Source organism: Pseudomonas sp. KNUC1026 (assembly GCF_021650705.1).
Lineage (GTDB): Bacteria > Pseudomonadota > Gammaproteobacteria > Pseudomonadales > Pseudomonadaceae > Aquipseudomonas.
The window spans coordinates 3,636,226-3,647,904 of the sequence record NZ_CP087138.1 but is presented as its reverse complement, the minus strand read 5'-3'; the positions used below and the strand labels follow the sequence as shown (position 1 = coordinate 3,647,904).

General features: G+C 63.5%; 9 protein-coding genes and 3 pseudogenes. 4 read left to right on the top strand and 8 right to left on the bottom strand.

Annotated elements, in window-relative coordinates:
* The first annotated feature begins 69 nt into the window (after window positions 1-69).
* Complete coding sequence (cfa, locus tag LN139_RS17125) at window positions 70-1,230, top strand: cyclopropane fatty acyl phospholipid synthase (RefSeq protein ID WP_236355337.1); 1,161 nt, start codon at window positions 70-72, stop codon at window positions 1,228-1,230.
* A gap of 19 nt (window positions 1,231-1,249) precedes the next feature.
* A pseudogene (gene hemB / locus LN139_RS17120) lies at window positions 1,250-2,221 on the top strand (porphobilinogen synthase); the annotation flags it as partial.
* A gap of 200 nt (window positions 2,222-2,421) precedes the next feature.
* Here hemB and pyk read toward each other — a convergent pair.
* Window positions 2,422-3,872: pseudogene (gene pyk / locus LN139_RS17115) on the bottom strand (pyruvate kinase).
* A 153-nt stretch (window positions 3,873-4,025) separates the two neighbouring features.
* Here pyk and LN139_RS17110 point away from each other — a divergent pair.
* Window positions 4,026-4,400: a tetratricopeptide repeat protein gene (locus LN139_RS17110; RefSeq protein WP_236355336.1), complete on the top strand. Its 375-nt coding sequence runs from the start codon at window positions 4,026-4,028 to the stop codon at window positions 4,398-4,400.
* A gap of 137 nt (window positions 4,401-4,537) precedes the next feature.
* Window positions 4,538-4,903 (top strand): PilZ domain-containing protein, encoded by a 366-nt coding sequence (locus LN139_RS17105; RefSeq protein ID WP_236355335.1) that lies wholly within the window; start codon window positions 4,538-4,540, stop codon window positions 4,901-4,903.
* 9 nt (window positions 4,904-4,912) lie between these two features.
* Here the strand turns inward: LN139_RS17105 and LN139_RS17100 are convergent, their stop codons facing one another.
* The 7 genes and pseudogenes from LN139_RS17100 to LN139_RS17070 form a co-directional block, all read right to left on the bottom strand.
* Window positions 4,913-6,238 (bottom strand): DUF58 domain-containing protein, encoded by a 1,326-nt coding sequence (locus LN139_RS17100; protein WP_236360473.1) that lies wholly within the window; start codon window positions 6,236-6,238, stop codon window positions 4,913-4,915.
* 2 nt (window positions 6,239-6,240) lie between these two features.
* Window positions 6,241-7,224 carry an AAA family ATPase gene (locus LN139_RS17095; protein ID WP_236355334.1) on the bottom strand — a complete coding sequence of 328 codons (984 nt, stop codon included), beginning with the start codon at window positions 7,222-7,224 and terminating at the stop codon, window positions 6,241-6,243.
* Entirely contained in the window at window positions 7,214-8,377 is a 1,164-nt protein-coding gene (locus tag LN139_RS17090; RefSeq protein WP_236355333.1) for a DUF4350 domain-containing protein, read from the bottom strand. Before LN139_RS17090 ends, LN139_RS17095 begins: the two co-directional genes overlap by 11 nt.
* Window positions 8,378-8,399: 22 nt before the next feature.
* Window positions 8,400-8,846 (bottom strand): DUF4129 domain-containing protein, encoded by a 447-nt coding sequence (locus tag LN139_RS17085; protein ID WP_236355332.1) that lies wholly within the window; start codon window positions 8,844-8,846, stop codon window positions 8,400-8,402.
* The gene (locus LN139_RS17080; protein WP_236355331.1) at window positions 8,846-9,913 is read right to left on the bottom strand and encodes a hypothetical protein; all 1,068 of its coding nucleotides are present in this window, start codon (window positions 9,911-9,913) and stop codon (window positions 8,846-8,848) included. The genes LN139_RS17085 and LN139_RS17080 overlap by 1 nt, the downstream gene beginning before the upstream one ends.
* Window positions 9,900-10,880, bottom strand: a complete 981-nt coding sequence (locus LN139_RS17075; RefSeq protein WP_236355330.1) for a stage II sporulation protein M — start codon at window positions 10,878-10,880, stop codon at window positions 9,900-9,902. The genes LN139_RS17080 and LN139_RS17075 overlap by 14 nt, the downstream gene beginning before the upstream one ends.
* Window positions 10,877-11,601: pseudogene (locus tag LN139_RS17070) on the bottom strand (RDD family protein). Before LN139_RS17070 ends, LN139_RS17075 begins: the two are co-directional and overlap by 4 nt.
* Between the last annotated feature and the right edge of the window lie 78 nt (window positions 11,602-11,679).

The window sequence follows — 11,679 nt, the reverse complement described above, 5'->3', positions numbered from 1 at the left end:
CATTTTGATCAATATCCGAACATGGATTCCTGCTGTACCGATTGAAGCCGTTTTGAACAGGAGATCGTCATGCCGACCAAGTTTTCTGGTTCATCCGCGTCCTCGAGCAGTTCCCGCACCACTCGCTCATTCAAGTTCGCCTGCGAACTGTTGAGCAAGGCGGGCATCGGTATGGAGGGGCGAGCGCCCTGGGACATGACGCTCAATGACGTGCACGTACCGGAAAAAGTCCTGGCCGAGGGCAACCTTGGCCTGGGCGAGGCCTACGTGAACGGTGAATGGGACGCGCGACAGCTGGATGAGTTCTTCGCCAAGCTGTTGCGCTCGGGCATCGCCGACCTGATCAACCCGGCAGCCTTGCTCTTTCATGCGGTGAAGGCGAAGTTCGTGAACCTGCAAACCAGGGCGCGCTCTTTGAAAGTCGGGGAGCAGCATTACGACATCGGCAACGATTTCTATGAGCAGATGCTCGATGCACGCATGACCTACACCTGCGGGTATTGGAAGCATGCACATAACCTTGAAGAGGCCCAGGAAGCAAAATTGGACCTGATCTGCCGCAAGCTCGACCTGAAGCCCGGGCAGCGGGTGCTGGACATCGGCTGCGGCTGGGGCAGTTTCATGTCGTATGCCGCGCAACACTATGGCGTTGAGTGCGTAGGCGTGACCATCTCCCGCGAACAGTGCGAGTGGGCCAAGGCCCGCTACCCAGGCCTGCCGCTGGATTTTCGCCTGCAGGATTACCGCGATGTCGATGAGCAGTTCGATCATGTAGTGAGCGTTGGCATGTTCGAACACGTGGGGCGCAAGAATCACCGCGTCTACATGGAGGCGGCCCACCGCTGCCTGAAGGAAGACGGGCTGTTCCTCCTGCACACGATTGGCAAGAACCGCCGCCACAGCACGCCTGATCCCTGGATAGACAAGTACATCTTCCCCAACGGCGACTTGCCGTCGGTAGGGCAGATCGGCGATGCGATCGATGGTTTGTTCGTGGCCGAGGACATGCATAACTTCGGCGCGGACTACGACAAGACGCTGATGGCCTGGTGTGCCAACTTCGAAAAAACCTGGCCACAGTTTTCCGAGGCGATGGGCGAGCGTTTCTTCCGCATGTGGCGTTACTATCTGTTGTCGTGCGCGGGCGCGTTTCGTGCCCGCGATATCCAGCTCTGGCAATGGGTGCTGTCCAGAAAGGGCGTACTCGGAGGCTATGAGCGAGTCAGTTGAGAGGTTCAAGAGCATTACCATGAGCAGCCAGTTTCCCGTCAGCCGCCCCCGCCGCCTGCGGCGCTCCGAAGCCCTGCGTTCGGTCTACCAGGAAACGGAATTTCGCCTCGAGGATCTGGTATTGCCGATCTTCGTCGAAGAAGAGATCGACGACTTCGTACCTATTACCAGCATGCCCGGTGTGAACCGCATCCCCGAGAGAAAACTCGCCAGCGAGATCGAGCGCTATGCGCGGGCAGGCATCCGTTCGGTCATGCTGTTTGGCGTGTCGCACCACCTCGACGCCACCGGCAGCGATACCTGGGCTGAAAACGGCCTGGTGTCGCGGCTCGTGCGCACCACCCGCGAAGCGGTGCCGGAAATGATCGTGATGTCCGACACCTGTTTCTGTGAATACACCTCACATGGCCACTGCGGTGTGCTGCATGACTGCGAGGTCGACAACGACGCCACCTTGGTGAACCTGGGCAAGCAAGCAGTCGCGGCTGCGCGTGCCGGCGCTGACTTCATCTCGCCTTCAGCGGCCATGGACGGCCAGGTGCAAGCCATCCGCAGCGCACTGGATGGCGCAGGGTTCCATAACACCTCGATCATGGCCTATTCGACCAAGTTCGCCTCGGCGCTGTACGGCCCATTCCGCGAGGCCGGTGGCACCGCGCTGAAGGGGGATCGCAAGGCATATCAGATGAACCCGATGAACCGCCGTGAGGCTGTGCGTGAATCGTTGCTGGACGAAGCTGAGGGTGCCGATGTGTTGATGGTCAAGCCGGCCGGGGCTTACCTGGACGTTATCCGCGATATCCGCGAGGCATCGCGCCTGCCGCTTGCGGCTTATCAGGTCAGTGGCGAGTACGCGATGATCAAGTTCGGCGCATTGGCCGGCGCGGTGGACGAGGCGCGAGTGATGCGGGAGAGCCTGGGGGCGATCAAGCGCGCGGGTGCCGACCAGATCCTGACCTACTTCGCGATGGACATCGCCCGCGACGGTATCGAGGTTCTCGCATCACAGTGTGCCTGTCGCCCGGCGAGCCAGCCTCCCACTGCTCGGTTGTGGTCGGTGGGAGGGCCCTGCACTGACTCGGTGGGAGGCCGGCTCGCCGGGCGACGTGCGACAGGCGGTGGGGCTACTGCCCGACAGGCAAGAACGAAAACGCCCCGGTTACGGGGCGTTCCTGTCAGCAGCTCAAGGCATCAGACCAGCGGGTCGCCTACGTGCAGCAGCTTCATGCCGTTGGTGCCACCAACGGTATGGTAGCTGTCGCCCTTGGTGAGGATCACCCAGTCGCCTTGCTCGACCAGCCCGCGCTTGAGCAGTTCGTCGACGGCAGCCTGGCTCACTTCACCCAGAGGCAATGCCGCCGGGTCGAACGGGATGGTGTATACACCGCGGAACATCGCCACGCGCGCCTGGGTTTCACGGTGCGGGAAAAGGCGAAGATCGGCACCGACGAGCGAATGCGCGACATGATCAACGGGGTATAGCCACTCTCGGTCAGGGCGATGATCGCCTTGACGCCCGGGAAGTGGTTGGCGGTGTACATCGCAGCCAGCGCGATGCTCGCGTCGCAGCGTTCGAACTGGGTATACAGGCGGTGGCTGGACTTCTTGCTGGTGGGGTGCTTTTCAGCGCCCAGGCACACGCGCGCCATGGCCTGCACGGCCTCGATCGGATACGCACCCGCAGCGCTCTCGGCTGACAGCATCACCGCGTCGGTGTAGTCGAGCACAGCGTTGGCGACGTCCGAAACCTCGGCGCGAGTCGGCATCGGGTTCTGGATCATCGACTCCATCATCTGGGTGGCAACGATCACCGCTTTGTTGTTGCGGCGAGCGTGCTGGATGATCTTCTTCTGAATGGCGACCAGTTCCGCGTCGCCGATTTCGACACCCAGGTCACCCCGGGCGACCATCACGGCGTCGCTGGCGCGGATCAGGCCATCGAGGCTTTCATCGTCGGCCACGGCCTCGGCACGCTCGATCTTGGCCACCAGCCAGGCGGTGCCGCCGGCTTCGGTCAACAGGCGGCGGGCGTATTCCATGTCGGCGGCGTCACGCGGGAAACTCACTGCGACGTAGTCGACTTCCATCTCTGCAGCCAGCTTGATGTCGGCCTTGTCTTTTTCGGTGAGTGCCGGCGCAGTCAGGCCACCACCCCTGCGGTTGATGCCTTTGTGGTCGGACAGCGGGCCACCGATCAGAACAACGCAATGCAGCGCATCGTCAGTGGCGGTTTCGACGCGCATGACCACGCGGCCATCGTCGAGCAGCAGCTCATCGCCTACACCGCAATCCTTGACCAGGTCCGGGTAGTCGATGCCGACCACTTCCTGATTGCCGTCGGTGAGTGGGTGGCTGGTGGAGAAGGTGAAGCGATCGCCTACCTTCAGCTCGATGCGCTTGTTGGCGAACTTGGCGATGCGGATCTTGGGGCCTTGCAGGTCGCCCAGCAGCGCCACATATCGGCCATGCTTGGCCGCCAGGTCGCGGATCAGGCGGGCGCGAGCCTTGTGCTCATCCGGGGTGCCGTGAGAGAAGTTCAGGCGAGCGACGTCGAGGCCAGCCAGGATCAGCTGTTCCAGAACGTCCGGCGAATTGCTGGCCGGGCCCAGGGTGGCGACGATTTTGGTACGGCGTACGGTCATGCACTGGCTCCTTTATTGACGCGCAGCGAAAGGCTACTCCTCTAAGGGGCTGTAGTCATCGTTCAACTGCACTACTGCCGAGATTTTGCCCGCGAGATATGACTGAAGAATTTGCCGCTGAGGCCGATATCCAAAGTATTCCAGGAGATTGCCATGCGAATGCTTGTTGCCCTAACCCTGCTAGCCTGCGTGGCCGGCTGCAACCGCTGGTCCGCCGATCAGCACCTGAACAGTGCGTACCGCGCCTACACCGACGGTGATTGCGACAAGGTGTTGCTGGAACTGACCCAGGTCGACCGCAAGACGGTTTCACGCCCTTACATCCGGCCTGAGGCGGCATTGCTGCGCGGGCAATGCCTGGAGCGCCAGAACCTGTTCGTGGACGCCGCGCAAACCTACCAGTGGATTCTGTACCAGTACCCCACCAGCCAATACGCATTCCGTGCCAAGGCTCGATTGGACACGCTGGAGCAAACCGGCCACTTGCGCCCCGCCGGCGTCGCGGTCCCGCAGCCAGCGCCTATGTGAATTTAAATGAAACGTAGTGTTGCGGAGCTGGCAGATTGATAGCTATCCGTTAAGCTCAGCGCGTGTAGTTACTTTTTTCGCACTTCGGTTGGCTGCTGTGTGTCCGACCTTTTGCATGAGGTCTGGGAAGCAAAAACATGACTCGATACATCGAACGACGCATCGAAAGGCACCAACTGCCTTACTACCTCAAGGTGTACAACCGCTATACCGACCAGCAGATCGGCTATCTGGGCAACGTCTCCGAAGATGGCCTGATGTTGATCAGCCAACTTCCCTTGCTGGTGGGCCCGGATTTCGAGCTGCAGTTGAAAGCGCCCTTGGCGGGCGGTGAGTTGCAATTGATCAACCTGACTGCCAGTTGCCTGTGGTGCCAGGAAGATGCCACTCCTGGCCATTATGACTCCGGCTTCATGCTGCTTCAGGCGCCTGCCGAATATCAGCAGCTGGTGGGCGCGTTGCGCGAATACTTCAGTTTTCTGCCCATGAGCGCCTCTGCCTGAGCTGAGGCTTCACAGCACGCCAGCGCGCTTCCATTCCAGATACTTGCCTACCAGCGCGGTTCCCAGTTCGCCGGGGCGAACGTCCAGCACCGGGATCCCGTGCGCGGCCAGACGCTCATGCAAGGCGCGGCGTTCGCTGAGGTAATCCACCACCGCGCAATATTCGAGCGCCTGCGCAGTACTGGCTACGGTCGATTGCTGCGCCTGGTCGAGCACTTCCTCGCGAAGGCTGGCTACCAGCACGCGGTGATGGCGGCCAATGCGCTTGAGCGCCAGTAGCAGTTCCTCATCGTCTTCGTCACGCAGATTGGTCAGCAGGATCACCAACGCCCTGCGTTTCTGCCAGACGAGTAGGGTATTGGCCGCCTCACTGAAGTCAGCGTGGCCCAAGTGGCTGTCCAAGTCGTAAACCGCACCGAGCAGCGTGCCCAGTTGCCGCTGGCCTTTGGCTGGCGAGACGCGGCAAGGGCTGGGAACCAGGGTTCGGACACCGACTGCATCGCCCTGGCGCAGAGCGATGTAGGCCAGCAGCAAGCCGGCATTGAGCGCATGATCGAAGTGTGACAGCTCGCCATCCTGGCTGCGCATGCGCCGGCTGGTGTCCAGCCACAACACGATCTGCTGGTCACGCTCATCCTGATACTCGCGCACGATGGGGGCGCGTTTGCGCGCCGTGGCTTTCCAGTCGATCTGGCGGATGCTGTCGCCGTCACGAAATTCCCGTAACTGATGAAATGACTGGCCTTCACCGCGGCGCTGGCGTTGGCGCACGCCCATTTGCCCCAGCCACGCGTCCATGACCCGAAGCTCAGCGCCGTACAGGCGGGCGAAATCCGGAAACACCCGCGCTTCGCTGCTTACCGGCAGGTAACGTCGCTGGGTCCACAACCCTATCGCACTGCTCAGCGCCAATTCGCAACGCTCGAACAGAAAACGCCCGCGCCGCAGGGGGCGCAGGCGATAGGCCAGGCGCACGTGCTCGCCTGGCTTGAGAGTGACTTGCTGCGGTAAATCCTCGAACGCCAAACCTGGCGGTGGGTGATCGAACACCTCAAGCGTAAGAGGGCGCTGGCTGCGCTGGCGAATGTGCAACCACACCTCGCCACTGCGGCCAATGGCAAGGTTGCCTGGAAGCTGGCGGCTCACCTCCGGTGCCAGGCGGCGGGTGAGCAGCAATGCATCGAGCAGCATCAGCACCAGAATCGCCAGCACCAGCGCCCAGCTCACGGAGGCAAAGGCTGGGCCGAGCACGCCGAATACCGTCAGCAGCCCCTGCGCCAGGCCCACCAGCGCCAGCGCACCTAGCCAATAAAGGGCCAGCCGAGTCGGGCGCAGCATCAGTTGCGTGGCGCCGGGATCTGGTCCAGCAACTGCCCCAGCACCTGGTCGGCGCTCAGCCCGTCGATGTCCAGCTCTGGTGCCAACCGGATCCGGTGGCGCAGTACGGCCAAGGCCCCGCCTTCGATGTCGTCCGGGGTCACAAAAGTGCCGCCACGCAATACCGCACGCGCGCGGCCGCAACGCACCAGCGCGATCGAGGCTCGCGGCCCCGCACCGACGGCCAACCCTGGCCATTCGCGGGTGGCTCGGGCCAGCCGCACGGCGTAATCGAGCACTTGCTCATCCACTGGCAGGGTGCTCGCGGCCCGTTGCAGGTCGCTGACCTGCTGGGCGTCCAGCACTTGCCGCATGGGCTGCACTTCCAGCATGTCGGCGCGGGTGGAACGGCTCACCTGGCGCACCAGCTCCAGCTCATGCTCGGCAGCCGGGTAACCGATGTGCACCTTGAGCATGAAACGGTCGAGCTCGGCCTCTGGCAACGGGTACGTGCCCTCCTGTTCGATCGGGTTCTGCGTGGCCATGACCATGAAAGGTTGTGGCAACGGCAAGGCGCGGCCTTCGAGGGTAACCTGGCGCTCCTGCATGGCTTCGAGCAAGGCAGCCTGCGTCTTGGCCGGTGCGCGGTTGATCTCATCGGCCAGCAGCAAGTGAGTGAAGACCGGCCCGCGGCGCAGTTCGAATTGCTCGGTCTGCAAATCGAATACGGCATGGCCGGTGACATCGCTGGGCATCAGGTCTGGGGTGAACTGAATGCGCGCGAACTCACCGCCGAAGCAACGCGCCAAGGCGCGGATCAGCAGGGTTTTGCCCAATCCCGGCACGCCTTCGAGCAGCACATGGCCGCCGGCGATCAAGGCTGTGATGACCTCGTCGATCACCTCGTCCTGGCCGATCAGGGCCTGGCGCAGTTGCTGTTGCAGGGCTTGGGCCAGGGCGCTGGCGGCGGTGATATCCAGGGGGTGTTCTCGCTCATAGGGCATTCCTGAGGGTTTGCAGCCGGGCCACCTGCTGGGTGAACTGGTGCAAGGGCATGCGTTTGCCGGCTTCGCCCGGGGCCATGGCCTGGGCGACGCTGGAGGTGGATTGGCGGGTCAGGCGGGCCAGCACCTGCCATTGATCGGCCACCGGTAGTTGGTTGAAACCGGGGTGCGCACGGCTGGCTCGGTGGTTCAGGTCCTGGCGCAAGGTGCGCAGCAGGTGCTGTTGGCCATGGTGGCGCAGCATGAAGCTGGCGCTTGCGCGCAGGTGTTCCATCAGGCTGCGGCGGCTGGGTGGCGCTGTTGGCACCATCGGCCCGCGGCGCACACCGTGGAAGGCGCACCAGGCCAGCGACAGCAGCAGCAAAGCCAGCAGGGCCTGGGGGAAGTAGCGTAGCAGCAGTGCTGACCAGGAGTCGTTCTGGCCGCGCTGCAACAAGGTAACCGCGCGGTCCTGATTCAGGTACCACAGCAGCCAGGCATTGTCGTATTCGCCCACGTGAGCGTTGGTCCACAGGTCGGCGTCGCTGAGAATCGTGATTACCCCATCGCCCCAGTCCAGCTGCATCAGGTGCGTTGCATAACTGCTGTTGGCCCAGGCCATGGCTTTGTCGGTCGGGTCTTCCAGATGATTGCTCGGCTGGAAGCCAAGCCTGGCCGGCGCCTGCTCGTTCTCGATGAACAACTCGGTGAGGTCTTGCGCACGAGGCTTCCGCACACTGGCGGCCGTGCCGGGTTTCTCCGCTGTTCTTGCCTCGGGCTTGAGCGGGGCGCTCGCGTAGGTGCTGCGGATTTTCAAGGTGTCGAGCAGCCGGTCGCCACTGCTGCCCTTTGCATTGTTCCAGCGGCTTTCGGCGACGACGACCAGCCTGCCGCCTTGCCGCACCCAGTTCAGCAACCCCTCAACCTGGCTCGGCGTCATGCGCCTGCGGCTGCCGAGGATCATCAGGCTGTTGTCGGCTGGGGCCAACTGTTCGTATTTCGACAGCCGCGTAGTGACCGAGACATTCAGGTGCTGAGCCTGCATGAAGCGCTGCGCGGCCAGGTAAGGGTTGGCCAGCGCTTCGGCTGATGGCCCTTTATCGACCACCTCTTCGGTGCGTTCCAGTTGCTGCCAGAGCAACACACCGAGCGCGGCGCACACCAGCGCTGCCAAGGCGAAAGTGCATATTCGAGCTTCATGCGCCACCTGCCGAGAACAGCCGCCGCCAGCCTTGGCAAAGCTCTGCCCCCACCTGGGACCCTGGCGGCTGGTGGCCATAGGCGGCGGCCTGCCAGTGGCGGGTAAGCTTGTGGCCGAAGTCGTCCAGGCCTGACAACTGCAACTGCTCGATGCGGCGCAACACCTGCCCCTCGGTGTCGGCTGCATGCAGAGGTACGTGATAGTCGTTGAGCAACCGGCTGAGCAGGCCCCGATACAACAGGCCAAGCGCCTGGCGAGGATCCTGTTGCCACAGGCGCTCGGCGTGGCTGGCCAGGTCGTCCGGCAGGCTTTCTGGTGCCAGGTCCATGCCGAACAGCTGTGCAGGGCCAGCCGGCTTCTGTGGGCGTTTGCGCGCTATGCGCTGGCCCAGGCCAAGCAGCAGCCGCCGGTAATGCCAGGCGAGCCAACCGAGCGCGGCCATCAGTGCGATCCACAGCAGGGCCTGGATGATTTCGCCGATGTGTTGAAGATAGGCAGGCGGTTCAGGCGCCGGCTTGCTGGGTTGAGTTTTCTCCGGGCGGGCTTTTTATCTTTAGCCTGCTCGCCTCGCCAGTGCCAGCGGGTCTCGGTGTGCGGGTTGCTGAACGGTGGCTGCTTGAGGACGGCGTCTATCGCCTGGCGCGACTGCGCGCTGTCGAGCCGCTGCTGGGTGAGCCGCGGAGCTTCCGGCTGCCCGGCTTTCGCTTCCTGGCTAACCCAGGGCAGCGCGAAACACAGTCCCAGGGCAACCATCGGCAGCAGGCGTTGCCGCAGGCTGCGCAGGATCAGTTCGAGGTCCCAGGCTTCGAGCCAGGTGCGGCGGTTCAGGTAAAGGGTGAAGCCACAGGCAACGTAGATCGGCTCCCAGAACGCAACCACCAGCACATACAGCAGGTTGGAAACGTGGCCTACCCATGCCTCCTCCTTGGTGGCAATGCCGCGCAAGCTGTCGAACCATTCCCAGTCGCTGTTCTCGCTCAGTGGAATCATCAGCAGCAAAACGGTGCTGGCCCCCATCAGCAAGATGGCCTCGACATGCGCGCCGATCAACGTCAGCCAGGTGGCTGCTCCCCCTTGCTGGCGATGCAGCAGGTTGGTGCGATCGCGATATGCATGGCTGCGCAGGCCCTCGAGCTGCGCCACCGGCAAGTCGAAGCTGCGCATGGGGTTCAGGCGTCGCCAGGTCAGGTTGGAGAGGGTGTGCCGGCCGAGCAGCCGCGGCCAGGCGCGCAGGGCTTGGCGCACCGTAGGCGGCTGCGCGAACAGGCCTTGTGCCAGGATGTGCAGCGGTAATACGTCGAACGCCGGCTTCAGCCACCAGAACACCAGCACCGCAACGGCAGGATTGCGCCAACTCAGGGTACTGATCAGCAAAAAGGCTGGCACGGTCAGCCATAGCCAGCTCAGAACCAGCAACCGGCGGTGGCGGCCAGCCAGGCGCAGGCCCAGGTCGATGGCCTCCCAGCGCGAGCGTGGCCGGATCGAGACGGAGGCGTCAGCCAGGTTCATGTTCACCTCGGCCTGCCAGGCACAAATAAGCGATCACCAAGATCCACAGCACTGCACCCACAGCGAACTTGATCGCCGGCGCGATGCTGCCTTTGGACGACCAGTAGGCCTCGAGAAATGCAGCCATCAGCAGAAACAGGGCCACACCGTAGACCAGCTGCAGCGCCTGCGCAGCGGCCAGTCGCAACGCTGTGCCGCGCGACAGGCGGCCCGGGGCTACCAGTGCCCAGCCCAGGCGCAGGCCCGCTGCCCCAGCCAGCGCAATGGCGGTCAGCTCGAAGGCGCCGTGCCCGATCACGAACGACCAGAACGGCACACCTGCAGGCGTACCCGACAGGTGCCCGGCGACCGCACCGATCTGCAGGCCGTTGTAGAACAGGTAGAACAGGCTGCCCAGGCCCAGCAGCAGGCCGCTGGCGAACGTCTGAAAGGCGATGCCGATGTTGTTCATGATGTAGAAGCCGAACATCATCCAGTCTTCGGTGCTCGCGCGGTCGGCGGCGCGGCCAAGGTGGCTCTGGCTGGCGTCGTACATCTGCTCCATCTCGCTCACCTTGTCGGGCGCGAGCACGCTGTAGACCAGGTCCGGCCATACGCGCACCAGCAAGGCCACCAGCACCAGGGTCCCGAACAGTGCCGCAAAGGCACCCAGCACCACACCGCGGTTGGCACGAACCTGGCGGGGAAACCCGCGCAGGATGAACGCCGCGATACTGCTGGCCGGCCGTGCGCGCTGGCGGTAGAGCTGCTGGTGGCCGCGCAGGGCCAGGTGGCGCAGCCGATCGATCAGGTGACTTGAGTAATGGCGCTCCTGGGCCAGCGCCAGGTGGTTGCACAGCTGCCGGTAGCGCTGGCTGAAATGCCCATGTTCCTGGGTGGCACGATCACGGCGCTCCAACTGCTGGAGAGTGTTTTCGAACGCGGCCCATTGTTCCTGGTAACGCGCTTCGAACAGGCTCTGCTTCATAGCGGCCCCACCAATGCCCGCGCCACGCCTTCGATGCGTGGCATGGCCTGTTCGGGTGATACACCCAGCGCGGGCGCGAGCAAGGCAGCCAGTTCCTGAACGCGCGCCGGTGGCAGGCTTGCCTGCCGCTCGGCGAGTTCGATCAGGGCACGTTGTTCGGCCACGCTCAGGGGAAGGGGGCAGGTTGGGGTGGCACCTGCGGCAGGTCAGGCGTTTTCAGCGCGGCCTCCTGATAAACCACCAGCGTGCCGGCGGCCAGGTCTCCGAGGCGCTTGAAGCTTGAGTCGAGCAGGCAGCTGATCAGCCCCAGCGCATAGCCGAAGGGCAGGGCATCCACCGCGCGCAGCAGGTTGCGCAATAGCGCCGCAGGCCAGCCGATGGGTGTGCCGTCGTCGTGTACCACTTTCAGCCCGAGCAGTTGCTTGCCAGGTGAGCGGCCCTGGCGCAAACCCTCGAACAGGGCCATGTACAGCCAGTTGACGAAGAAGAACAGCATCATCAATGCGCCGACGCCCAGGTCGCCCTGAAACATCAACAGGCCACCGACCATTCCCAGCACTGCGCCGCGGATAGCCAGGTCGATGGAGAAAGCGAGGGCGCGAGGCACAAGGCCCGCAGGGCGGAGAAACAGGTCGATGCCTTCCGGCGTTTCGACCCGCAGCAGGGTGTCGACGGGGCGTAGCAGCGTTCCGGTCCCTGGCGTTGCGTGTACGTAAGACATTGCGGCCGTCGGTAGGCTGGGAAAGCGCCGATGCTAGCGGCGCAGGCTTGCCAGAGCAAGCGTGGCTGTGCCGGCAAG